The sequence below is a fragment of the Nocardiopsis codii genome (assembly GCF_036327455.1).
In the GTDB taxonomy this organism is placed as follows: Bacteria; Actinomycetota; Actinomycetes; order Streptosporangiales; family Streptosporangiaceae; genus Nocardiopsis; species Nocardiopsis codii.
The window spans coordinates 209,524-231,481 of the sequence record NZ_JAUZMY010000006.1; the positions used below are offsets into that span (position 1 = coordinate 209,524).

Genomic DNA, 21,958 nt, shown 5'->3' on the forward strand with positions numbered 1-21,958 from the left:
GCCGCCGCAGTAGCAGTCGTTGTTGTCTTCGCACGTGAACACGAGAGGGCCCGCACGGTGATCCGCACGCTCCTGGTCGATGACGAACTCCTGGTCAGGTCCGGGCTGAGGATGATCCTGGACTCCGCGCCCGACATCGAGGTCGTGGGGGAGGGGGGAGACGGGGAGGAGGCCGTACGCCTGGCGGAGGAGCTCCGCCCGGACGTGGTGCTGCTGGACATCCGCATGCCCGGCACCGACGGGATCACCGCGGCAGGCCGCCTCACGGCGCTGCCCGAACCGCCCCGCGTGGTCCTGCTGACCACCTTCGACCTGGACGAGTACGTGCACAGCGCCCTGCGGGCGGGGGCGGTGGGCTTCCTGCTCAAGGACACGCCGCCGCGCGACCTCATCGCCGCGGTGCGCACCGTGCACGAGGGCCACGCCATGCTCGCCCCCAGCGTCACGAAGCGCATGCTCGAACGCTTCGCGTCGCCCGCGCCGGCCGACTCGGCCGCGGGACGGGCGGAGGCGGCCCGCCGCCTGTCGGTGCTGAGCGAGCGGGAGCGGGCGGTGCTCGTGGCGATCGCCCAGGGCATGTCCAACGCCGAGGCCGGCCGCGACCTGGGGATGCGGGAGGCCACGGTCAAGGCCCACGTCAGCCGCATCCTGGCCAAGATGGGCATGTCCAACCGGGTGCAGGCCGCCATTCTCGCCCACGACGCGGGCTGGGCCTAGGTCGTGTTCTGTGGACGCTTTCGGTTGACTCGGCGCTTGCGCCGATCGACGCGAGCGGCTTCCAGGCCATCTCTCGCAAGACGGGTAGCGCAGTTCAGCCCGGGGTTGGCTGTCCAAGCGCAGTCGGTGCGGCGAGAGGCAGCCCGGGGGACGCGAGCCCGGAATGATCCGCGGAACGCGGCCTAGGAGCGGTCCCCGCCTCACGCGACGCCGTTCCGGGCCGGGGCGCCGTCACCGCCCTGTGCCTCCTCCCCGCGCCTATGTCCTTCACCACACCGGACGGCGGATCCGGGGCCGGGGGCCGCCGCGGGCCCTGCGGGGCGGGAGGGTTCGCGGCTCCGCGCGGGAGGGGCGCGGCGTGCCGGCCCGCTCCCCGACGCGGCGACGGCCCCCGCGGCCCACGGGCGCGGGCGCCGAACTCCCTGCTCGGCGCGGATGCCCCGCGCCCGGCACCGCGGTACGGGGCGGGCGCCGTGCGGGGCCCGGGTTGCGGGAGCCCGTCCGGTTCGGTGAGGTATGCGGCGGGATGCCGTTCTCCGCCTCGGTTGCGTCTACCCGCCGGTAGCTCGGTACGCTGCAATGCGATCCCACCCCCGGAACATCACGTCGTGGCTGATCACAGCAGCCGCAGGAGAAGAGGAGCCCCTATGTCGCGCTCGGTACTGGTCACCGGCGGCAATCGCGGAATCGGCCTGGCCATCGCTCGTGAGCTGGCCGCGGGTGGAGACGCCGTCGCGGTGACCTACCGTTCCGGCGAGCCGCCGGAGGGCCTGCTCGGCGTCCGCTGCGACATCACCGACTCCGCCCAGGTGGACGCCGCCTTCAAGGAGGTCGAGGAGGTCCAGGGGCCCGTCGAGGTGCTCGTCGCCAACGCCGGGATCACCAAGGACCAGCTTCTCGCCCTGATGAGCGAGGACGACTTCTCGTCCGTCCTGGACACCAACCTCACCGGCTCGTTCCGCGTCACCAAGCGCGCGGTGCGCGGCATGATGCGCAAGCGCTCCGGCCGCATCATCCTGATCTCCTCGGTGGTGGGCCTCATGGGCTCCGGCGGACAGGCCAACTACGCCGCGTCCAAGGCCGGCCTGGTCGGTTTCGGCCGCTCCCTCGCCCGCGAGCTCGGTTCGCGCAACATCACGGTCAACGTCGTCGCGCCCGGCTTCGTCGGGACCGACATGACCGCGGCCCTGAGCGAGGACCGCCAGGCGGAGATCAAGAAGAACGTCCCGCTGGGGCGCATCGGCTCCACCGACGACATCGCCAGGGCCGTGGGCTTCCTCGCCGGACCGGGCGGGGAGTACATCACCGGCGCCGTCATCCCCGTCGACGGCGGCCTGGGCATGGGGCACTGAGCCGGTCCCCGGCCACCAGCCCTCCCCCGGCCCGCAGCGGTCGGACCACCCTTCCGCGACAGCAAGACAGGACGGACCACCCGAACCATGGGAATCCTCGAAGGTAAGCGCATCCTCGTCACCGGGGTGCTCACCGACTCCTCCATCGCCTTCCACGTGGCGCGCATCGCCCAGGAGCAGGGCGCCACGGTCGTGCTCACCGGCTACGGCCGGATGAGCCTGGTGGAGCGCATCGCCAAGCGCCTGCCCGAGACGCCCCCGGTCCTGGAGCTCGACGTCACCGACGACGAGCAGCTCGGCACCCTCGCGGCCCGCGTCGGCGAGCACGTGGACGGCCTCGACGGCATCGTCCACTCCATCGGGTTCACCCCGCAGGACGCCCTGGGCGGCAACTTCCTCAACACCGAGTGGTCGGACGTGGCCACCGCCATGCACACGTCCACGTTCTCCCTGAAGTCCCTGACCACCTCGCTGGTGCCGCTGATGGGCGACGGCGGCTCGGTCGTCGCCCTCGACTTCGACAACAGCGTGTCCTACCCCACCTACGACTGGATGGGCGTCGCGAAGTCCGCGCTCACCTCCACCGCGCGCTACCTGGCCCGCTACCTCGGCGACCAGGACATCCGGGTCAACCTGGTCTCCGCCGGCCCGCTGAGCACGATGGCCGCGCGCAGCATCCCCGGGTTCACCGAGCTGGCCTCGAACTGGCCGGAGCGCGCCCCGCTGGGCTGGGACATCAGCGACCCGGAGCCCGCCGCGAAGGCGGTCGTGGCGCTGCTGTCCGACTGGTTCCCGGCGACGACCGGCGAGATCGTCCACGTCGACGGCGGCTTCCACTCCACCGGAGCCTGACCCCGGACACCGGGGGGCCGCACGTCCGTGCGGTAGGTTGACGCGGCCGGGTACCCCGAGGGGGACCCGGCCGCGAGCCGTTGCGGGGCCGGTCGCGGCGTGTGCATCCGTGCGCCCGGTGCGTCTCGTGTGACCCTGGTGGACGGCCGCTAAATCCTGAGAAGTGCGAGTGCGTCGAAGGGTACGGACGTATGGATCTGGGACTGTCAGGGGCACGGGTGATCGTGACCGGAGCGAGCAGGGGGATCGGCCGCGCCATCGCCCAGGCGTTCGCCGAGGAGGGCGCGGACCTCGCCGTCTGCGCCCGCAGCCCCGAGCCCCTCGCCAGGGCGGCCAGGGAGCTCTGCGAGACGGGCGCGAAGGTGTTCTCCCGCGACCTGGACGTCACGGACCACGACGCGCTGCCGTCGTTCGTCGACGAGGCGGCCACGGCGCTCGGCGGGCTGGACGTGCTGGTGTCCAACGTGTCCGGCGGCAGCGCCGCCACCGCGGACCAGTGGGAGCGGGGGTTCAACGCGGACCTGATGCCGTTCGTGCGGCTGACCGAGTCGGCCAGGCCCCACCTCTTCGCCTCCGAGCGCGGCGGCTCCGTCGTGCTGGTCTCCACCACCTCCGCGCTGCACACCACCACGCCCGCCGGGCCGCGGTCCTACGGCGCCGTCAAGGCGGCACTCAACCACCACGCGTCCTCGCTGGCCCGAGCGTGGGCGCCGGACGGTGTGCGGGTCAACGCCGTCTCGCCCGGCCCCACCGAGTTCCCGGGCGGAGGGTGGGAGCGCCGGCGCGAGAGCGACCCCGAGTTCTACGAGGGCATCCGCGAACGCATCCCCTACGGGCGGCTCGGCCGCCCCGAGGAGGTCGCCCGTTCGGTGGTCTTCCTCGCCAGCCCGGCGGCGGCGTACGTCACCGGCCAGAACCTGGTGGTCGACGGAGGGTTCCTCGACCAGGTCTGACCCGGTCCTGCACGTGGCGGCGGCCGTGCGGGACCGCGTCCGCGCGGCTCCGCACGACCGCCCCACCATGGCCGTATGAGAATACGTTTATCGTCGTATTCTGGTACGGTTTTCCGGTGCCCAGAACCGCAGACCACGCCCACAGGCGCGCACAGATCACCGGAGCCGTGTGCGAGCTGATCGCCGACAGCGGCCTCGGCGCCGTCACCGTGGCGCGGACCGCGGCCCGCGCCGGGATCTCGGTCGGACTGGTGCAGCACTACTTCCCGTCCAAGGACGACATGCTGCTCCACGCGTTCGAGCGGGTCAGCGCCGACGCCGCCGCCCGCGTCGCGGACATCGTCCGGACGGGGGCCCGGCACGAGCGGTCCATCGCCGAGATCCTGCACGCGGCGCTCTCCGAGCACCTGCCGCTGGACGGGCCCCGCCGTGCGGAGTACCGCGTCACCCGGACCTTCGCCGGCCGGGCGCTGGACAACCCCGCCCTGGCCGAGGTGGACGCCCGCGCCGCCGCCGCGATGCACGCCGAACTCGTCCGCGCCGTGGGCAACGGCGTCGAGTGCGGAGAGGTCGGGCCCGACCTGGACGCCGACGCGGCGGCTGCCCGTCTGGGCGCCGTCACGGAGGGCCTGGCCACCCGGGTGCACAGGGGCGCTCCGGGCGCCGCCGACCTGGCCGAGGCCGTGCTGAGGGCCGAACTCGCCGCCGTCTTCACGGGCGAGTGCCGCCAGTACGCCCGCTGACGGCCCCCACGCGACGGGACGGCTGAGGACAGCCGGTCGGCAGGGACGCCGCCCCGGGAAGGCCGGCCCCGGCCGCCTACCCCTCGCGGAGGATCCGGACGAGCAGGGTCGTGCGCTCCAGGGCGGCGTTGTCCCGCACACCCGTCTCCAGCGCTCCCGCGGTGGCGTCCACGACCGACACGTGCCGCGTCGCCCGCGTCAGCGCCGTGTACACCTGCGGGCGCGACACGGGCGCCTCGGGCGGGAACACCGCCACCACGGCGGGCCAGAGGCCGCCGTGCCCGGCGGCCACCGTCACCGCCCAGCCGTGGCGCAGCGCCGCGGGGTCGGCGACCTCGACGCGGGCGCCTCCGGCGAGCTCCACCACGGCGCCCCCGCCGACCTCGCGCAGGTAACCGGTGTCGCCGGGGCCGAAGCCGGCCCCCCGCGCCGCCAGCACCACGCGGTCGCCGACGTCGAAGCCGCCGTGAGCGCCCGGCCCGGGGTTCAACCGCGCCTTGCATGCGGCGTTGAGCGAGCGCGTCCCCGCCGGTCCGTCCTCGCGGGCGGCCACCACCTGGACGTCCTCAGGCCCGATGCCCAGTGCTCGCGGAATCGAGTCGGTCACGAGCTGTACCACCCGATGGGCGGCCTCCTCGGCGGAGGAGGCCGGAACCCGCACGACCTCGCGCCCCGGGGCCTCGACGTCGGGGACCCCGCCGTCGGCCACCGCGGACGCGAGCTCCGCGAGAGGCCCGGGCGTGCCGGTGTCGGCGATCGCGGCCACGTGGGCGGTCCGCGAGTTGGCGACGTCGAGCACCACCTGTCCGGGCGCGCCGGACGGGGCCTGGTTCGGGTCGGCGACGAGCACCAGGTGGGCGCCGTCCGGGCACGCGGCGGCCAGCTCGGCGGCGCGGGCCACGCCCACCGACATCGCCTCGTACAGCACGACCAGGCCGGTGGTCAGCGGGGCCCTGTCCGTCAGGGCGGCCAGGGAGAGGACCCGCAGGGGGGCGGCCACGGAGGCCTGCTCCCCGGCGGCGTCCCCGGGGTTCTCGCCCGCCGCGTCCCCTGGCGCACCGGGGTCCGCGGGCTCGTCCGTCTCCGCGGTCGCGTCCGCCCCGGGGGTCTCGGAGGGGCCGGGGTCCGCCGGGGCGTTCTCCTCGCCGGCGGTGTCCTTCTCCTCGGCGCCGTCCCCGGGGCCGGGGTCCGCCCCGCGGATCCGCGCGATCTCGGAGTCCAGTGCCGCCGCGGCTTGCGCGGTGGGCGCCGCCACGGTGATCCCCACCTGGCTTTCGGTGGCGATCTTGTGCAGGCACAGCAGCGCCCGCGCGATCTCCCCGGCGTCGCCGGGCCCGTGGCTCAGCACCGTGACCGGGCGAAGGGCCGCGGTGACCACGGCCTCGCGGGTGCTGTCGGAGATCGCGAACCCGCCCCGCACTGCGGCGGCCTCCACCGTCTCCCCGGCGGTCGTCGTGTCCATGATGGGGTCGTTGCCGCTGATCAGCCGCAACAGCTCCTCGCCCAGGCGCTGTTCGGCGCGGCCCACGTCCGCTGCCGCGTAGTAGCGGTCGGAGTCCTCGGGAACCTCCGGGACCCCGCCCTCCTCGAAGTCGAAGTCGGTGTCGGGCTCGTCGGTGCTCTCCAGCACCACGGCGCTCCCGTCGGCCTCGGCCGCCTCCAGGGCCGCCGCGGGGGCGGCCACCCCCAGCTTGCCGACCGCCGTCGCGAGCCGCTTCTCCTCCACGACCGTGTTCCCTCGGCGCGCGGACAGCCGCAGCACGTGGGCGGTCAACGCCGCCAGGCGGCGGGGGTCGTCGGGGCGTGCGGCCCCGCCCAGGTGCCTGCGCGCGCAGAAGTCGGCCTGTTCCACGGTCACCTGCGAGAGGCGCAGCAGCAGCCAGGGGTTCGCGTCCAGGTCCGCGGCGGCGTTCGGCCCCAGCGCGGCCAGCAGCCGGGGCGCCAGGGCGCCGGGGGCGCCCATCCGGTCAAGGACGGCGTTGACCTGTTCGACAGCCTCGGACACCTCGGGTGGTTCCCCTCGTCACGCGGTTCGTGGACTCTGGGAGCCTATCGACTCGCGACGACGTTCCGGTCCCGCGCCGACCTGCCGGGGGGCTGTCGGTGTGCGGACGGGGGCGCGGTACGTGGTCCGGCGGAGGGTCAGGCACCGCGCCGTGCGCGTCCGCCCCCGCGGCCGCCGTGTGCCCCGGCGCCGCCGCTCGCCGGCCCGGGCTCGGCGCCCGCGACCTCGCGCACCGCGGCGCACGGGTCGGTGGTGGGGGAGGACTCCTGGATGGCGGTCGCCGCACGCAGGGCGCTCGCGCGGAACAGGGCGCGGGACGGCTCGTCCATCCCGGCCAGCACCCGCTCCTCGACGTGGTCCACCCGGGTGCGGGCGCCGGCCAGTACCTCGCGTCCGCGCTCCGTGGCGCACACGCGGCGGACCCGCCGGTCGCCGGGGTCGACCCGGCGGCGCACCAGGCCGGCCGACTCCAGGTCGTCGAGCAGGTAGGTCATCACGCTGCGGTCGATCAGCAGGCGCTCGGCCAGGGCCGCCTGCGTGGGCGGCTCGGCCTGCACGGCGGCGGTGAGCACGTGGTAGCCCCGGCTGCCGTGCGGGATGTCGGTGAGCGAGGACTCCGTGAGCTCGTGCCAGCGGCGCAGCACCACGGCCAGGGACCACCCCAGGGTCGTGTCCGCTACGCCGTCCGGAGTGGTGGTCGTCATGGTCCGAGACTACCAGGAATACGTGGTGACTAAGATAAGTTGTTGCCAACATCATTTGTTGGACAAACTAGTTTTGGCCCCCGAGGAGAAGCTCCCATGCCCGACTACGGACACGCGCTGGAGTTCGGCACGTTCGTCACGCCCGCGGCGCAGGACCCCGACCGGTCCGCCACGCTGGCCGAACTCACCGAGAAGGCGGGCCTGGACCTGGTCACCTACCAGGACCACCCCTACAACCCCGGGTTCCTCGACACCTGGACCCTGCTCACCTGGGTCGCGGCCCGCACCACCCGCATCAAGGTGTCCGGCAACGTCCTCAACCTGCCCCTGCGCGGGCCCGCGATGCTGGCCCGCTCCGCGGCCAGCCTCGACCTGCTCTCCCACGGCCGCTTCGAGCTCGGTCTCGGCGCCGGTGCGTTCTGGGACGGCATCGAGGCCATGGGCGCGGCCCGCCTCACCCCGCCCCAGTCCGTCGACGCGCTCAGCGAGGGCATCGACATCATCCGGGCCGTCTGGGACACCGACGCCCGCGGCGGAGTCCGCCTCGACGGCGAGCACCACACCGTCCGGGGCATGAAGCGCGGGCCCGCCCCCGCCCACGACATCGGCATCCACCTCGGCGCCTACAAACCCCGCATGCTCCGACTGGTCGGCGCCAAGGCAGACGGCTGGCTGCCCAGCCTCGGCTACCTCCGCCCCGAGGACATGGCCGCGTCCCACCGGACCATCGACGAGGCCGCCGAGGCCGCCGGACGCGACCCCCGCCAGATCCGCCGGATGCTCAACCTGCCCCAGCACGCCTTCCTGCCCACCAACCGCGGCTTCCTCCAGGGCCCGCCCGAGCAGTGGGTGGAGGAACTCCTGCCGTTCGTCCTCGAACACGGCTTCTCCACGTTCATCGCCGCCTCCGACGCCCCCCGCACCATCCAGACCCTCGGAGCCGAGGTCGCCCCCGCCCTGCGGGAGGCCGTCGCCGCCGAGCGCGCCGACGCGGGCACCCCCACGGGACCGGTCCGCCCCGTCGCCGCCCTGGCGGCACGCCGCCCCGGCATCGACTACGACGCCGTCCCCGACACCCTGCGCGCCCACGCCGTCGAGCCGGGCGACAAGGGCTACGCCGGGGTCCGCCACGGCTACATGCAGCACGGCCGCCCCGGACTGGTCCTGCGGCCGGACGACGCCCGGGAGGTGGCCGAAGCCCTCGCCTACGCGCGGGCCCAGGACGCCGACCTCCACGTCCGCAGCGGCGGACACGGCATCAGCGGCCGCTCCACCGGCGACGGGGGCGTCGTCGTCGACCTGTCCCGGATGAACGAGGTCCGCGTCCTGGACGCCGGCGCCGGCCGGGTACGGCTCGGCGCCGGAGCCCGCTGGGGAGCCGTCGCCGCCGCCCTGGCCCCCCACGGCCTCGCACTCAGCTCCGGCGACCACGGGGGCGTCGGGGTCGGCGGCCTCGCCACCACCGGCGGACTCGGCTACCTGGCCCGTGCCCACGGCCTGACCATCGACAACGTCACCGCCGTCGAGGTCGTCACCGCCGACGGCGCCCTCGTGCGCGCCGACGCCGACCACCACCCCGACCTGTTCTGGGCGATGCGCGGCGCGGGCGCCAACTTCGGGGTCCTCACCGCGGTCGAGGCCACGGCGGCCCCGGTCGGCGACGTCGTGCTCGGGCAGTTCGCCTACGACGCGAGCGACACCGCCGGGTTCCTCCGGGCGTGGGGCGAGATCGCCGAGGCCGCGCCCCGCGAGGTCACCGCCTTCCTCACCACCGGCCCCGGCCGCGGGAGCGGCGGGCCCGTCGCGCAGGCCATGGTGGTCTACGCCGGGGACGACACCGACCTGGCGGTGCGGGCCCTCGAACCGTTCCTCCAGGCGGGACCGGTGCTCGACCAGCGCGCCCAGGTCGCGCCCTACCCGGCGATCGTGCCCTTCGACGACGGACCGCACCAGGGCCACGGGCTGCCCGAGGCGAGATCTGGGCTGCTGACACACGTCACCCCCGAGCTGGCCCACGGGATGGGGGAGATGCTCGCCTCCGGCGACGTCTACTTCATGCAGCTCCGGCAGGTCGGCGGAGCGGTCAACGACCTCCCCGCCGACGCCACCGCCTACGCCCACCGGTCCCAGAACTTCTGCCTGGCCGCGATGTCGTCCGGGGCGCGGGTTCCGCGCATGGACGGGCACTGGGCGGCCCTGGAGGAGCACCTGGACGGGATGTACCTCAGCTTCGACACCAGGACCGGACCCGGTGTCCTCTCACAGGCCTTCCCCGAGCCCGCCCTCGGCAGGCTGCGCGCGCTCAAGGCGCAGTACGACCCGGAGAACCTGTTCGACAAGAACTTCCCGATCACACCCGCGAACGGCGGCTGACCCGGGGGGCGGGCGGGGCAGCCCCCCGTGGGGAACCCGCAGACCGGGGCCGGCCCCAGGGGGGGAACCCGCCGACCGGGGGGTCAGCGCTCGGAACGCGCCGTGGCGTCGTCGAGGGCGTCGCGGATCTTGGGGGGCAGCTCCACACCCTCCACCCCCAGGACCTCCTCCAACTGGGAGAGGGTACGCGGGCCGACGACCGCCGCGGCCACGCCCTCCTGGTCGCGCGCCCAGCTCAACGCGACCGCCAGCGGAGGCACGCCCAACCCCTCGGCGGCCGTGCACACCGACTCCACGACGCGGCGGCTGCGGTCGTCCATGTACGGCTCCACGTACGGCGCCATGTGCGGGAACGCCGCCCGCGAGTCCGGCGGCGTCCCGTTGCGGTACTTGGCGCTGAGCACCCCCCGACCCAGCGGCGACCACGCGATCAGGTGGGCGCCCGCGGCGGCCGCCGCGGGCCGCAGCCCCCGGTCGGCCCCCCGGTTGAGCAGGGAGTACTCGGCCCCCACACTCACCAGCGGCACGCGCCCCGGCTGCGCCCTCTGCCAGGTGGCCATGGTGGCGAACTGCCAGGCCTCCAGGTTCCCCGCGCCCACGTACCGGGCCTTCCCAGCCGCCACCGCGGTCTCCATCGCGGCCAGGGACTCCTCCGGAGGGGTGGCCGGGTCGAACACGTGGAGCTGCCACAGGTCGACGTAGTCGGTCTGCAGCCGTCGCAGCGAGGCGTCCAGGGAGGCCAGCAGGTGCCGCCTGGAGGCGTCCACCGGCCGGTACCCCTCGGGGGTGTGACCGGTCTTGGTGGCCACCACCACGTCGTCCCGGCGCACGGCCGCGCCCAGCAGCCGCCCCAGGATGCGCTCGCTCTGGCCGCCCGTGTAGATGTCGGCGGTGTCCACGAGCGTGCCGCCCGCGTCGACGAACGCGGTGAGCTGCTGCCCGGCCTCCTCCTCGGAGGTGTCCTGGCCCCAGGTCATCGTCCCGAGGGCGGTACGGGACACCCAGAGCCCTGATCGGCCCACCTGTCGCTGTTCCATGCGGCGGAGAGTACCGTGTTCATCCGGAGTCGGCCCCGAGTACACCCTTGCCGCGTAGTCTCAGCGCAACCCGGACCGGCGACGTTCGCCACGACCGCGGCGCGAACACGGCGGGGACCGAACCCTTCCGTCCCTCGGGCGGCACCGCCCGCCCCCTCCGCGCACGCGCTTCCCGGCCGGGCCTTTCCCCAGCAGTGCTCCGGCGCCCCCTGACGCCGGACCTTCACGAAAGTCCGAAACCGCGTGTCCATCTTCGAGGCGGTCGTTCTCGGCCTCATCCAAGGACTCACCGAGTTCCTGCCTGTGTCCTCCAGCGCCCACCTGCGTGTGTTCGCGGCCTTCTTCAACTGGCCCGACCCCGGTGCGGCCTTCACCGCCGTCAGCCAGATCGGCACCGAACTGGCGGTGGTCGTCTACTTCCGCCGGCGCATCTGGGCGGTCATCACCACCTGGTGCCGCTCCCTGGCCGACCGCGACCTGCGCGGTGACGTCAACGCCCGCATGGGCTGGTACGTCATCATCGCCAGCATCCCCATCGGGGTGCTGGGCCTCCTCCTGGAGGAGCAGATCGACGGCGTGTTCCGCGACCTGCGGCTGATCGCCCTCTCCCTCATCGTTTTCGGCGTCATCCTCGGCGCCGTCGACCACTACGCCCGCCGCCAGAACGAGCTGGAGGACCTCACCCTCGGCCGGGGCCTGGTCTTCGGCCTGTTCCAGTGCCTGGCCCTCGTGCCGGGCGTCTCCCGCTCCGGCGCGACCATCACCGGCGGACGGCTGCTGGGCTTCACCCGGCCGGCGGCCGCGGAGTTCGCGTTCCTGATCGCGATGCCCGCCGTGTTCGCGTCCGGCCTCTACAAGATGCTGGACATCGGCGGCAACGAGTACGCGGGATGGGGCGCCACGATCGTCGGCACCCTGGTCGCGTTCGTCGTCGGCTACGTGGTGATCGCCTGGCTGATGAGGTTCATCTCCACGCACAGCTTCATGCCGTTCGTGGTTTACCGGATCATCCTGGGCATCGTCATCCTCGCCCTGGTCTACTTCGGCGTGCTCTCCCCGCAGGGCGGCGCCGGGGTCGACTGACCCGGGGGTCCGGGGGCCGTGCCGCGCCGCAGCGGGGCGCGGCCCCCGAACTCCGGCCCCGCGGCCCCGCACGGGCCTACCCTGGTGCGCATGGCGACACCCGCAGCACCAGCACCCCACGACACCCCGCCCGCGCCCGAGGCGGTCACGCTCATCCTCGTCCGGCACGGGATGACCGACGCCACGGGGCCCCGCCTCGCAGGGCGTGCCGCAGGACTCCACCTCAACGACACCGGCCGCGCCCAGGCGGCCGACCTGGCGGCCCGGCTCGCCGGGCTCCGACCCGCGGCGCTGATCTCCAGCCCGCTCGAACGCTGCCAGGAGACGGCCGGGGCCGTCGCCGAACGGCTCGGAGCCCCCGTCACCACCGACGAGCGCTTCATCGAGTGCGACTACGGCTCCTGGACCGGGCGCGGCCTCGTCGAGCTCTCGAGCGAACCCCTGTGGAGGGTCGTGCAGGACCACCCCAGCGCCGCACGCTTCCCCGGCGGGGAGTCGCTCTCCGCCGCCTCCGCCCGCGCGGTCGAGGCCGTCCGCGACTGGAACACCCGCCTGCTGCTGCCGTCCGCGCCACACGCCGGGCACCCCGCACCGGACCCCGCCGCGGGCCGGGACGCGCCACCGCCGTCCGCGCCCTCCCCGCAGGCCCCGTCCGCGCCGCCCGTGTACGTGGTGTGCAGCCACGGCGACATCATCAAGGCGATCGTCGCCGACGCCCTCGGCATGCACCTGGACCTCTTCCAACGCCTGCGCGTGGACCCCTGCTCGGTCACCTCCATCACCTACACGCGCACCCGCCCCTTCCTCAACAAGCTCAACGACACGGGGGAGGGCCTGGCGGCCAGCCTGCCCACCCGGGCGGAGGCCGACGGGGACGCGGCCGTGGGCGGCGGCGCCGGAGCCCGCGGGCCCGCCGCGGGCACCGCCTGAGCGGACGCCGTCCCGGCCGGGGCCCCGGCCGGGCGGGACATCACCCAAGCGGGCCGCCCTGCGCTCCCGCGACCGGGACGAAGGCGTCGCTCCCGGGCGGCCCCGCCGACTACCTCAACTATGATTGAGGCACATGGCCCGCGGTGGGGAGGGCGTGCCGCGGGGCCCCGCGTCCGGGGTCCGGCGCCGCGCCGCTCCCGGCCGCGTCGCGTCAGCGCGTCCGGAGTGTTGAACGCAGGGCCGCCGGTATCCCTTAAGGTTCTTTCCATGCCCGTCTTTCAGTTCAATCCGCCGGAGCGGTTCGTCGCCGGAACCGTGGGCCAGCCGGGAGACCGCACCTTCTTCCTCCAAGCGGTGGGAGAGGGGCGCATCACCAGCGTCGTGCTGGAGAAGGCGCAGGTCGAAGCGCTCGCGACCCGCATCGAGGAACTACTGGAAGAAGTGCACCGGCGCTTCGGATCCCCGCCGGACGACGTCGCCTCACCCGAGGACGACGGACCCCTAGAACAACCCATCGAGCAGGACTTCCGGGTGGGGACCCTCGCCCTGGCCTGGGACGCCGAGGCCGCCCGCGTCATCATCGAGGCGCAGGAGGTCGACGAGACCGCCACCGAGGACCTGGTCGAGGACGACGAGGAGGAGCTGGAGGTCTTCGCCGAGGAGGCCCCCGCCCACCGCGACGTCCTGCGCGTCTACCTCACCCCCGGCGCCGCCCGCGCCTTCGCGGGGCGCGCCATGAAGGTCGTCGCCGCCGGACGCCCCGACTGCCCGCTGTGCGGACGCCCGCTCGACCCCAACGGCCACATCTGCGCACGTCAGAACGGCTACCGGCCGGACCGCCTCGTCTGACGTCGCCGATGACACCACCGGCGGTCCCGCCACACCCGCTCCCGACCCCCGGAGGGACGACATGAGGGACACCGCCGACGCCTTCGACGGCCTCAGCCCCTCACTCGGGCTCGATCTCCTCCACCACGGGGAGATCACCGTGGAGGGGCGCCTGACCGCGGCCTCCAACGCCACCCTGTACTGCACGGTCTCCGACGGGGTCCGCTCCGCCGCGTGCGTGTACAAGCCGGTGGCGGGGGAGCGGCCCCTGTGGGACTTCCCCGACGGCACCCTGGCCGGTCGCGAGGTCTCCGCCTACGCCGTCTCCGAGGCCCTGGGCTGGGAGGTCGTCCCGCCCACGGTCCACCGCGACGGCCCCTTCGGCGAGGGCATGGTGCAGCTGTGGGTGCACGGCGACACGACGGTCGACCTGGTCGCCCTGTCGCGGGAGACCGACAACGCGGGCCTGCGCCGCATGGCGGTGTACGACGCCGTGATCAACAACTCCGACCGCAAGATCGGCCACCTGCTGCCCACCCCCGGGGGGCACCTGTACGGCTGCGACCACGGGGTCAGTTTCGCCGAGGACTACAAGCTGCGCACCGTGCTGTGGCAGTGGCAGGGGCAGCCCCTGCCCGAGGACGTCCTGGAGCGGCTGGTCGAGGTGGGCGAACAGCTCGCGGACGCCGACAGCGCCCTCTCCCGGGTCCTGGACCGCCACCTGACCGGGCCGGAGGCCTACGCGGTGCGCAGCCGGGTCGAACTGCTCGTCCACCACCGCATCCACCCCTTCCCGGCCCCGGACTGGCCTGCGGTCCCCTGGCCCCCGGTCTGAACCGCGTCGCGGGTCCGGGGCTCGGAACGCGGCCCGCGGAGGGCCCCGACCAGGGCGCCCAGCTGTGAGCCGTGTCAACTACCGGGGGGTAGGAATGGTGCACCGTGCACCATGGGAGGCACAATGGGGCACGTGAGCAACGAGTGGAACTACCTTTTCGACATGGACGGTGTCCTCGTACGCGAGGAACACCTGATCACCGGCGCGGACACGCTGATCGCGGAGCTTCGCGAACACGGGACCCCGTTCATGGTGTTGACCAACAACTCCATGTACACCCCGCGTGACCTGCGCGCGCGTTTGCTCAACACGGGCCTGGACATCCCGGAGGAGTCCATCTGGACGTCGGCGCTGGCCACGGCGCAGTTCCTCCAGACCCAGCGCCCCAACGGCTCCGCCTACGTCGTCGGCGAGTCGGGCCTGACCACCGCCCTGCACAACGTCGGCTACGTGATGACCGAGCGCGATCCCGACTACGTGGTCCTGGGCGAGACGCGCACCTACAGCTTCGAGGCCATCACCCGCGCGATCCGCCTGGTCCGCGGCGGAGCCCGGTTCATCGCCACCAACCCCGACGAGACGGGCCCGAGCGCGGAGGGGCCGCTGCCCGCCACGGGCGCGGTCGCCGCGCTCATCGAGAAGGCCACGGGGAGGCGCCCCTACTTCGTGGGCAAGCCCAACCCGCTGATGATGCGGTCGGCGCTGCGCCGGATCGGCGCCCACTCGGAGAACACGCTGATGGTCGGCGACCGGATGGACACCGACGTGCTCAGCGGTCTGGAGGCGGGCCTCCAGACCGTCCTGGTGCTGACGGGCATCTCCGGCCGCGACACCGCCGAGCAGTTCCCCTACCGCCCCACGCGGGTGATCGAGTCGGTCAAGGACCTGGTCGGCCACACGCAGGACCCCTTCAACCGAGAGGGCTAGGTCCTCCTGGGGGACCCGGTACGTACACGGGCCGAAGCGGGCGGGGCGCGAAAGGGCGCCGCCCGCGGGGATCCGGGCGCACACGGAGAAAGTGAAGCACTTTCGCGTTCTGTGGTTCCGGTGCCATTTCCGGCCGTTCTCACGCGGGGTGCGGTACACGCGACGGGGGCGGTTGACTCGTCGTCCACCGCCCCCGTGTGCCGGATCTCGGTCATGTGAAGCACTTTCGCGTTCTGTGGTTCCGGTGCCATTTCCCGCTGTTCTCACGCGGGGTGCGGCAGACGCGACGGGGGCGGTGGACTCGTCGTCCACCGCCCCCGTGTGTCGCTGTCGGTCAGACGCCCTGCCGTTGCTTGGCGAGTTCCTCGACCTTGGCCGCCTCCTCGCGGCGGTGTGCGCGCAGCAGTGCCAGGCGCTCGGCGAGGACCTCTTCCAGGTCCTCCATGCTCCGGCGCTCCAGCAGCATGTCCCAGTGGGTGCGTACCGGCTTGGCGTTCTTGGGCTCTTCGCCGTTGCCGTCCCGCCGCAGGGCGCGGTCGCCGCAGAAACGGCACTCCCATTCGACGGGGATCTCAGCCTCGGTCGCGAAGGTGACCGAGAAGCGGTGGCCGCGGGTGCAGTCGTAGGTGACTTCCTGCCGCGGAGCCAGGTCGGTGTTGCGGTCGTTCTCGTAGCTCGTCGCCCCGAGCCGGGTGCCGCGAAGTGCTCGCTCGGCCATCGTGTGGTTGCCTCCAGGCGCTTGTGCGGTCTCGCGGGGTGTAACGCGACGGTCCACGTCAAGATTCCCCACTGACCTGAGGTCGAACCCCCTCGGAGGGGTGCGGTGCCGTGGCCGCGGGGCGTCGGGGACCGTGTGCGGGGACGCCGCCGTGGTGGGGGGCGGTGTGCTCGGAAGCAGAAAACCCGCGTCCGTGACAAAGGCCGGAAATCCCGTTGAACACAAGCCCGTCGGGAACTGTGATCTCCCGAACGGTGTCACTACTGGTGCGTAACGTCTGGCCATTCGGGGCCTTGGTGGTAAGTTGGCGCCTCAAGTGAGAAAAGTGCCCTTAGGGACTAACGTCCTGTTGATGTGCCCCCGTGAACCGACCTCCCCTGCCGCGCCCGTCCTCCGACGTCCCCGCGCGACCCGACGTGGAGCCCGATGACCGACACCCCCAGCCCCCGCGGCGCCGTGGCCGCGTGGGCCGCAGTGCCCCGTTGGCTCTACCTTCCCCTGCTGGCCCTCCCCGCCTGGATCTGGGCGCTCCTGGAGGTCCCGGGCGCCGCCACGGCGCCCGCCGTGACCGCCGCGGTCGCGGCGATGGTCCTGCTGGTCACCCTCGCGCTGCTGCTCGACCTGCGCGAGCGCGAGCTGCGCCGCATGCGCGCCCGCCTGGACCGGGTGCGCCACGACACCGCCGCCCTGTCCCGGCATCACCTGCCGGAGCTCGCCCGCATGCTCCGCGCCGGCGACTCCGCGGGGACCGCCCTGCAGCGCCTGGACATGCCCGAGGCCACCGCCGTCCAGGACGTGCTGCACGCCGTCGCCGCCGAGGTCGCCTCCTCCGAGCGGCGCCGCTCGGCGGCTATGGTCGCCTGTGCCACCGCAGCCGGCCGGGTGCAGGCGCTCACCACCACCATGCTCGCGGACCTGCGCCGCATGCAGGACCGGTACGGCGACGGAGCCGCCGACGGCGAGATCCTCGGCGACCTGATGCATCTGGACCACACCACCGCCCAGGCCGGGCGCGTGGCCGACAGCATCGCCATCCTCACCGGCGCCCGCTCGGGCCGCCGCTGGGGCCGCGCCATCCCGTTGGAGAGCGTCGTGCGCGGCGCCATGGGGCGCATCGGCGCCTACCGGCGCGTCAGGGTGCACAACGTCCCGGACCAGGCCGTGGCCGGCTTCGCGGCCGAGGGCGTCATCCACGCCTTGGCCGAGCTGCTGGACAACGCCGCCAAGTTCTCCCCGCCCACCGCCGAGGTCCACGTCCACGTCGAGCAGGTCCAGGCGGGTGTGGCCCTCATGGTCGAGGACGGCGGGCTGGTCATGGGCGAGGACGCCCTGAGCCGGGCCCACCAGGCGGTGGACAGCGGCCTGGAGCTGGCGGCGATGTCGGGCACCCGCCTGGGCCTGTCGGTGGTCGGCCAGCTCGCCCGCCGCTACGGCCTGACGGTGTCCTTCCGCTCCTCCTCCCGGGGCGGGACGGCGGTCGTGCTCCTGCTGCCGCAGAAGCTCGTCAAGCCGATGCCCGAACCGGTCGTCCCCGCCACGAGGCCGCGCCACGCCCGCCCCCCGGCCGCGGCCGTGCCGGCCACAGCATCGGGGCCGGAGCAGACCCCCGCCCCCCGTAAGGCCTCCCGCTCCACCGACGGGCTGCCCCAGCGACGCCGCGGACAGACCCTGGCCGCGACGCAGAGTACCCGTGAGTCCGCCCCCCGCACCGGTGAGCGCACCGCCCCGACCAAGGGGTTCGGCGACTTCCGCAGTGCGGTGCGCGGTCAGGCCGCGGGTGAAGAACCAGCGAAGGACACATGATGGACCTGGACAGGCTGACCTGGCTGATCGAAGGGCTTCTGGAGCGCACGCCCGGGGGCCGCCACGCCCTGGTGCTCTCCCGCGACGGCCTCAAGCTGTGCCACAGCTCCGGCCTCAAGGCCGACAGCGCCGACCACCTGGCCGCCATCGCCGCCGGGGTGCAGAGCCTCGCGCACAGCGCCTCGGTGGAGTTCGGCGACGGCGCCGGCGGCGTCCGCCAGGCGATGGCCGAGTTCTACGGGGGACTGCTGTTCATCGTCGAGGCCGGGCACGGCGCCCACCTCGCGGTGATCACCTCGGAGGAGACCGAGCCCGGAGTGGTCGGCCACAACATGAACGAACTCGTCGAGCAGATGGGCGAGTACCTGTCCGCGCCGCCCCGCACCCCGACCGGAGCGCCATGAGCGATACCTACCGCTACGAAGGGCCCGACCGCCTCTACGTCATCACCTCCGGGCGCAGCGGCGGAGCCGACGGCTCCCTCGACGCGGTGACCCTCATCGTCGCCGAGGACGAGCCGGGGCCGGGCCTGCAGTCCGAGCACGCCAGGATCCTGCGCCTGTGCCGCAGCCCCATGGCGGTGGTCGAGATCGCCGCGCACCTGCGCCTGCCCGTCGCTGTCGTACGCATCCTGCTCACCGACCTGCTCGACACCGGACGCGTCACCGCACGCCATCCCCGGCCGGCTCCGTCGCCGGCCCACCCCCTCGCCTCCCCGGACGTGTTGGAGAAGGTGCTCGTTGCACTCCACAACCTCTGATCCGCAGACGTCGGCGCCCTCGGCGTCCGACGCACCCCTGCCCGACACCGCGGAGCAGGCACTGAAGATCGCCGTCGTCGGAGGGTTCGGCGTCGGCAAGACCACCCTGGTGCGCTCCGTCAGCGAGATCCGCCCCCTCGACACCGAGGAGACGATGACCCGAGCCGGGGCCGGGGTGGACGACCTGGAGGGCGTCGAGGACAAGCGCACCACCACCGTCGCCTTCGACTTCGGCCGCATCACCCTGGACGCCACCTCGGTCCTCTACGTGTTCGGCGCCCCCGGCCAGGAGCGGTTCTGGTTCCTGTGGGACCGGCTCTTCTCCGGCTCCCTGGGCGCGGTCGTGCTGGTCGACACCCGGCGCCTTGAAGACTCCTGGTACGCCATCGACCGCCTGGAGGCCCAGGGCACGCCCTTCGTCGTCGCCCACAACGACTTCGGTGAGACCGAGCACGACCTCGACGAGATCCGCTCCGCCCTGGACCTGGACCCGGCGGTTCCGCTCGTGCGCTGCGACGCCCGTGACCGCGGGTCCGCCAAGGGCGTGCTCATCACCCTGGTCGAGCACGTGCGCACCCTGCTCACGGGAGGCTCCCGGTGATCAACACCAACCCCATCCCCCTCTACGGTGACCGCTTCCAGACCGACCCGGTCGGCCTGTACCGCGAGATGCGGGAGACCCACGGCCCCGTCGTGCCGATCCTGCTGGCGGGGAACGTCCCCGCCTGGCTGGTCATCGGCTACCGCGAACTCCACCAGGTGGCCACCAACTCCGACGTGTTCGCCCGCAGCACCCGCCACTGGAACGCCTGGGGCCGGGTGCCCGAGGGGTGGCCCATGACCCCGATCATCAACCAGATCCCCAGCATCCTGTACTCCGACGGCGAGGAGCACCGCAGGCGCGCCCGCGCGATCAGCGCGGCACTGGAGGCCGTGGACCGCCACGAGCTGCGCACGGTCACCACCCGCATGGCCGACCGCCTCGTCGACGGCTTCTGCACCTCCACCGGGGCCGACCTGCGCCAGGTCTACACCAGCCGCCTGGCCGGGCTGGTCGTGGGCTGGACCTTCGGCCTGGACGACGCCGAGGGGGAGCGCCTCTCCTCCCTGATCACCGCCCTGGTCGACGCGGACGAGGACTCCGCGAAGGCCCAGGGCGAGACGTTCGCCCTCCTGAGCGAGCTGGCGGCCTCGCGTGCCGCCCGGCCCGGACACGACGTGCCCTCGCGGATGTTCGCCCACCCCGCCGGCTACACGCCCCAGGAGATCGTGGAGGACCTGCTCGTCGTCCTGGCCGCGGCCACCCAGAACGTGGGCGAGTGGCTGGGCAACTCCCTGCGCCTGGTGCTCACCGACGACCGCTTCGCCGCCTCGGTGTTCGGCGCCCGCAGCAGCGTGCGCGAGGCCCTCAACGAGGTCCTGTGGGAGGACACCCCCTGCCAGGTGCAGCCCGCGCGCTTCCCCACCCAGGACGTGGAGCTGGGCGGCAAGCTCCTGCGCCGCGGCGACATGGTCCTGCTCGGCCTGGCCGGGGCCAACCACGACCGCCAGGTCCACCAGGGGGCCGCCGCCTCGCACGGGGGCAACCACGCCCACCTGTCCTTCTCGCGCGGCGAGCACGGCTGCCCCTACCCGGCCCAGGAGATCGCCGAGATCATCACCACGGTCGGTGTGGAGGTGCTCATGGACCGCCTGCCCGACATCGAGCTGGCGGTGGCCCCCGACGAGGTGCGCTGGAGGCACTCCCCGTGGATGCGGGGCGTGGTGTCCCTGCCGGTGCACTTCAGCCCGGCGCCCCGCATGGGAGAGGTCTAGGGCCTGTTTTTTGGAAGTGGGAGTGGAGCAGGGCCTGTCCTGGCAGGCTTGGTGAACGTGCCAGGCCGTCATGAACGCACCGAGGCCGAGTGGGCCCTGCTCGCCCCACTCATGCCCACCGATGCGCCCAAAGGCAAGAAGTGGGCCGACCACCGCAAGATCATCAACGCCATCCTGCTTGCGCACCCGCACCGGCATCCCCTGGCATGATGTGCCCGAACGCTACGGGCCCTGGGAGACCGCCGCCGGCCGCCACCGCCGCTGGTGCATCGACGGCACCTGGCAGAGAATCGCCGACCGGCTCAGGATCGATGCCTCCAGCGGCGAGGAACTCATCGCGAGCGTGGACTCAACCACGGTGCGAGCCCACTCCCACGCCGCCGGAGCAGCGAAAAAGGGGACCAGGTCCGGGACGAACCGGACGGGGTCGAAGCACTCGGGCGCTCCCGGGGCGGGCTGACCACCAAGATCCACCTGCTCGCGGACCAGCACCGGCGCCCGCTGGTACTGGCCACCAGCCCCGGCCAGCGCGGGGACAGCCCGATGTTCGAACCCCTGATGGGCGCCCTGCGACTGCCCAGGGGCACGGGGCTGTGGGGTGGCAAGGCCTACTCCAGCCGGGCCGATCGAGAGCACCTGAGGTGCCGCGGGATCAAGGCGACGATCGCTCAGCCCCGTGACCAGCGCGAGCACCGCAGACGCAAGGGGTCCGTGGGCGGTAGGCCCCCGGCTTTCGACCAGGTCACCTACAGCTGTGCAGCTACAGAAAGGAACTCCTGGGTAGTGTCTCACTCTGCGGGGCCGACAATATAGTTCATCGAATAGGTCCCCGTGTCCTCCGTGGTGAATTCTCCGTCCTCGCCCATGAGAGAGACGGTCAGGCTGACACTCCATTCCTCATTAACAAACCGGTAAATGCCCCCCGCGCTCATTACCGTCTCCTGGTCCGTGGTGAAGCCGTTGGGCTCGAACTCCCCGAGTATGGCCTGGACCTCCTCCTCAGGCACTCCCAGAACCTGGGCACCGTGGTAATCGTTGATGGCTGTGCTGGGGCCGTCATCAGCAGCTCCTACGTCCAGCGTGATCTCGTATCCGACGGGGAATGGGATCTCTGGTGGCCATCCCTCGGGGAGCCCATCCTGGCCCTGCGTCTCCTCTCCGGACGTGTCGGTGACGGGGGCATCAGAGGGGGCCGCCTGCTCCGGGGCATTTTCCGTCTGGCCGGAGCACGCGGTCAACAGGGCCATGCAGAACAGACCAGCGGCAAGCGTGGTGGGGCGGAACATCGGAGCGTCCTTCCGATCGTTAGGGTCATTGCAGGCAAGGGCTCAGCGCTGGCTACGTCATCGTCTCCGGCCATTCCACCGCTCAGCCAGTATGTCTCGATGGTCGTCCCGCCCCGGGCCTACGCGACTTCGTATCCGGGCGGGACGACGGACAAGAGTTGGTCAGTAGTACCGCGTCACGATCGCCTCTCGGACAACCGAAGCAGCAGCCATGGTTCCATGGCCGCGGCTGGTTCG

At 73.0% G+C, this 21,958-nt stretch carries 24 protein-coding genes; 19 read left to right on the plus strand and 5 right to left on the minus strand.

Going from position 1 to position 21,958, the window contains the following annotated elements:
- The first annotated feature begins 57 nt into the window (after window positions 1–57).
- The 5 genes from Q8791_RS08720 to Q8791_RS08740 all read left to right on the plus strand — a co-directional run bounded on the left by Q8791_RS08720 (window position 58) and on the right by Q8791_RS08740 (window position 4,617).
- Window positions 58–717, plus strand: a complete 660-nt coding sequence (locus tag Q8791_RS08720) for a response regulator transcription factor (protein ID WP_330091092.1) — start codon at window positions 58–60, stop codon at window positions 715–717.
- Window positions 718–1,364: 647 nt separating this feature from the next.
- Window positions 1,365–2,069, plus strand: coding sequence for a beta-ketoacyl-ACP reductase (locus tag Q8791_RS08725; RefSeq protein WP_330091093.1), 705 nt, complete (start codon window positions 1,365–1,367; stop codon window positions 2,067–2,069).
- A gap of 87 nt (window positions 2,070–2,156) precedes the next feature.
- Window positions 2,157–2,921 (plus strand): enoyl-ACP reductase FabI, encoded by a 765-nt coding sequence (gene fabI, locus Q8791_RS08730; protein WP_330091094.1) that lies wholly within the window; start codon window positions 2,157–2,159, stop codon window positions 2,919–2,921.
- A 191-nt stretch (window positions 2,922–3,112) separates the two neighbouring features.
- Complete coding sequence (locus tag Q8791_RS08735; RefSeq protein WP_330091095.1) at window positions 3,113–3,874, plus strand: SDR family NAD(P)-dependent oxidoreductase; 762 nt, start codon at window positions 3,113–3,115, stop codon at window positions 3,872–3,874.
- A 116-nt stretch (window positions 3,875–3,990) separates the two neighbouring features.
- On the plus strand, window positions 3,991–4,617 hold the full coding sequence (locus Q8791_RS08740; protein WP_330091096.1) for a TetR/AcrR family transcriptional regulator: 627 nt from the start codon (window positions 3,991–3,993) through the stop codon (window positions 4,615–4,617).
- A 76-nt stretch (window positions 4,618–4,693) separates the two neighbouring features.
- Here Q8791_RS08740 and Q8791_RS08745 read toward each other — a convergent pair whose 3' ends face one another.
- On the minus strand, window positions 4,694–6,622 hold the full coding sequence (locus Q8791_RS08745) for a helix-hairpin-helix domain-containing protein (RefSeq protein WP_330091097.1): 1,929 nt from the start codon (window positions 6,620–6,622) through the stop codon (window positions 4,694–4,696).
- A gap of 137 nt (window positions 6,623–6,759) precedes the next feature.
- Window positions 6,760–7,326 (minus strand): MarR family winged helix-turn-helix transcriptional regulator, encoded by a 567-nt coding sequence (locus tag Q8791_RS08750; RefSeq protein WP_330091098.1) that lies wholly within the window; start codon window positions 7,324–7,326, stop codon window positions 6,760–6,762.
- Between the two features lie 96 nt (window positions 7,327–7,422).
- On the opposite strand from Q8791_RS08750, the gene Q8791_RS08755 reads away from it, so the two are divergent.
- Entirely contained in the window at window positions 7,423–9,699 is a 2,277-nt protein-coding gene (locus tag Q8791_RS08755) for an LLM class flavin-dependent oxidoreductase (protein ID WP_330091099.1), read from the plus strand.
- A gap of 83 nt (window positions 9,700–9,782) precedes the next feature.
- Here the strand turns inward: Q8791_RS08755 and Q8791_RS08760 are convergent, their stop codons facing one another.
- A complete protein-coding gene (locus Q8791_RS08760) occupies window positions 9,783–10,736 on the minus strand; it encodes an aldo/keto reductase (protein WP_330091100.1) in 954 nt (317 codons plus the stop codon).
- Window positions 10,737–10,979: 243 nt separating this feature from the next.
- Between Q8791_RS08760 and Q8791_RS08765 the strand changes: the two genes are divergently transcribed.
- The 5 genes from Q8791_RS08765 to Q8791_RS08785 all read left to right on the plus strand — a co-directional run bounded on the left by Q8791_RS08765 (window position 10,980) and on the right by Q8791_RS08785 (window position 15,339).
- On the plus strand, window positions 10,980–11,819 hold the full coding sequence (locus tag Q8791_RS08765) for an undecaprenyl-diphosphate phosphatase (RefSeq protein ID WP_330091101.1): 840 nt from the start codon (window positions 10,980–10,982) through the stop codon (window positions 11,817–11,819).
- A 90-nt stretch (window positions 11,820–11,909) separates the two neighbouring features.
- Window positions 11,910–12,749, plus strand: coding sequence for a histidine phosphatase family protein (locus Q8791_RS08770; protein ID WP_330091102.1), 840 nt, complete (start codon window positions 11,910–11,912; stop codon window positions 12,747–12,749).
- A gap of 267 nt (window positions 12,750–13,016) precedes the next feature.
- The gene (locus tag Q8791_RS08775; RefSeq protein ID WP_330091103.1) at window positions 13,017–13,598 is read left to right on the plus strand and encodes a DUF3090 domain-containing protein; all 582 of its coding nucleotides are present in this window, start codon (window positions 13,017–13,019) and stop codon (window positions 13,596–13,598) included.
- 61 nt (window positions 13,599–13,659) lie between these two features.
- Window positions 13,660–14,412 (plus strand): SCO1664 family protein, encoded by a 753-nt coding sequence (locus Q8791_RS08780; protein WP_330091104.1) that lies wholly within the window; start codon window positions 13,660–13,662, stop codon window positions 14,410–14,412.
- Between the two features lie 123 nt (window positions 14,413–14,535).
- Entirely contained in the window at window positions 14,536–15,339 is an 804-nt protein-coding gene (locus tag Q8791_RS08785) for an HAD-IIA family hydrolase (RefSeq protein ID WP_330091105.1), read from the plus strand.
- Window positions 15,340–15,673: 334 nt separating this feature from the next.
- Here the strand turns inward: Q8791_RS08785 and Q8791_RS08790 are convergent, their stop codons facing one another.
- The gene (locus Q8791_RS08790; RefSeq protein ID WP_330091106.1) at window positions 15,674–16,057 is read right to left on the minus strand and encodes an RNA polymerase-binding protein RbpA; all 384 of its coding nucleotides are present in this window, start codon (window positions 16,055–16,057) and stop codon (window positions 15,674–15,676) included.
- A gap of 426 nt (window positions 16,058–16,483) precedes the next feature.
- Here Q8791_RS08790 and Q8791_RS08795 point away from each other — a divergent pair, with 426 nt between their 5' ends.
- From Q8791_RS08795 to Q8791_RS31815, 8 genes are read left to right on the plus strand one after another with little or no spacing between them, the layout of a single operon-like run.
- Window positions 16,484–17,860, plus strand: coding sequence for an ATP-binding protein (locus Q8791_RS08795; RefSeq protein WP_330091107.1), 1,377 nt, complete (start codon window positions 16,484–16,486; stop codon window positions 17,858–17,860).
- Window positions 17,860–18,264, plus strand: a complete 405-nt coding sequence (locus tag Q8791_RS08800) for a roadblock/LC7 domain-containing protein (protein ID WP_330091108.1) — start codon at window positions 17,860–17,862, stop codon at window positions 18,262–18,264. The genes Q8791_RS08795 and Q8791_RS08800 overlap by 1 nt, the downstream gene beginning before the upstream one ends.
- Window positions 18,261–18,620 carry a DUF742 domain-containing protein gene (locus Q8791_RS08805; protein ID WP_330091109.1) on the plus strand — a complete coding sequence of 120 codons (360 nt, stop codon included), beginning with the start codon at window positions 18,261–18,263 and terminating at the stop codon, window positions 18,618–18,620. Before Q8791_RS08800 ends, Q8791_RS08805 begins: the two co-directional genes overlap by 4 nt.
- Window positions 18,601–19,221: a GTP-binding protein gene (locus tag Q8791_RS08810; RefSeq protein WP_330091110.1), complete on the plus strand. Its 621-nt coding sequence runs from the start codon at window positions 18,601–18,603 to the stop codon at window positions 19,219–19,221. Before Q8791_RS08805 ends, Q8791_RS08810 begins: the two co-directional genes overlap by 20 nt.
- Window positions 19,221–20,435 (plus strand): cytochrome P450, encoded by a 1,215-nt coding sequence (locus Q8791_RS08815; RefSeq protein WP_407941975.1) that lies wholly within the window; start codon window positions 19,221–19,223, stop codon window positions 20,433–20,435. The genes Q8791_RS08810 and Q8791_RS08815 overlap by 1 nt, the downstream gene beginning before the upstream one ends.
- Before the next feature lie 57 nt (window positions 20,436–20,492).
- Window positions 20,493–20,645, plus strand: a complete 153-nt coding sequence (locus Q8791_RS08820; protein WP_330091112.1) for a hypothetical protein — start codon at window positions 20,493–20,495, stop codon at window positions 20,643–20,645.
- Between the two features lies 1 nt (window position 20,646).
- Window positions 20,647–20,895 (plus strand): hypothetical protein, encoded by a 249-nt coding sequence (locus Q8791_RS31810; RefSeq protein WP_407941970.1) that lies wholly within the window; start codon window positions 20,647–20,649, stop codon window positions 20,893–20,895.
- On the plus strand, window positions 20,892–21,248 hold the full coding sequence (locus Q8791_RS31815; protein WP_407941976.1) for a transposase: 357 nt from the start codon (window positions 20,892–20,894) through the stop codon (window positions 21,246–21,248). The genes Q8791_RS31810 and Q8791_RS31815 overlap by 4 nt, the downstream gene beginning before the upstream one ends.
- Here Q8791_RS31815 and Q8791_RS08825 read toward each other — a convergent pair.
- The gene (locus tag Q8791_RS08825) at window positions 21,224–21,721 is read right to left on the minus strand and encodes a hypothetical protein (RefSeq protein WP_330091113.1); all 498 of its coding nucleotides are present in this window, start codon (window positions 21,719–21,721) and stop codon (window positions 21,224–21,226) included. The two genes, Q8791_RS31815 and Q8791_RS08825, sit on opposite strands and share 25 nt — an antisense overlap.
- Window positions 21,722–21,958 lie beyond the last annotated feature (237 nt).

Bases quoted from the DNA above. Each gene is read 5' to 3' on its own strand.
- Q8791_RS08725 (WP_330091093.1), top strand. From the start codon at position 1,365: ATGTCGCGCTCGGTACTGGTCACCGGCGGCAATCGCGGAATCGGCCTG.
- Q8791_RS08780 (WP_330091104.1), top strand. From the start codon at position 13,660: ATGAGGGACACCGCCGACGCCTTCGACGGCCTCAGCCCCTCACTCGGG.
- Q8791_RS08770 (WP_330091102.1), top strand. From the start codon at position 11,910: ATGGCGACACCCGCAGCACCAGCACCCCACGACACCCCGCCCGCGCCC.
- Q8791_RS08790 (WP_330091106.1), bottom strand. From the start codon at position 16,057: ATGGCCGAGCGAGCACTTCGCGGCACCCGGCTCGGGGCGACGAGCTAC.
- Q8791_RS08800 (WP_330091108.1), top strand. From the start codon at position 17,860: ATGGACCTGGACAGGCTGACCTGGCTGATCGAAGGGCTTCTGGAGCGC.
- Q8791_RS08775 (WP_330091103.1), top strand. From the start codon at position 13,017: ATGCCCGTCTTTCAGTTCAATCCGCCGGAGCGGTTCGTCGCCGGAACC.
- fabI (WP_330091094.1), top strand. From the start codon at position 2,157: ATGGGAATCCTCGAAGGTAAGCGCATCCTCGTCACCGGGGTGCTCACC.
- Q8791_RS08805 (WP_330091109.1), top strand. From the start codon at position 18,261: ATGAGCGATACCTACCGCTACGAAGGGCCCGACCGCCTCTACGTCATC.
- Q8791_RS08750 (WP_330091098.1), bottom strand. From the start codon at position 7,326: ATGACGACCACCACTCCGGACGGCGTAGCGGACACGACCCTGGGGTGG.
- Q8791_RS08735 (WP_330091095.1), top strand. From the start codon at position 3,113: ATGGATCTGGGACTGTCAGGGGCACGGGTGATCGTGACCGGAGCGAGC.
- Q8791_RS08795 (WP_330091107.1), top strand. From the start codon at position 16,484: ATGACCGACACCCCCAGCCCCCGCGGCGCCGTGGCCGCGTGGGCCGCA.
- Q8791_RS08825 (WP_330091113.1), bottom strand. From the start codon at position 21,721: ATGTTCCGCCCCACCACGCTTGCCGCTGGTCTGTTCTGCATGGCCCTG.
- Q8791_RS08760 (WP_330091100.1), bottom strand. From the start codon at position 10,736: ATGGAACAGCGACAGGTGGGCCGATCAGGGCTCTGGGTGTCCCGTACC.
- Q8791_RS08755 (WP_330091099.1), top strand. From the start codon at position 7,423: ATGCCCGACTACGGACACGCGCTGGAGTTCGGCACGTTCGTCACGCCC.
- Q8791_RS08785 (WP_330091105.1), top strand. From the start codon at position 14,536: ATGGGGCACGTGAGCAACGAGTGGAACTACCTTTTCGACATGGACGGT.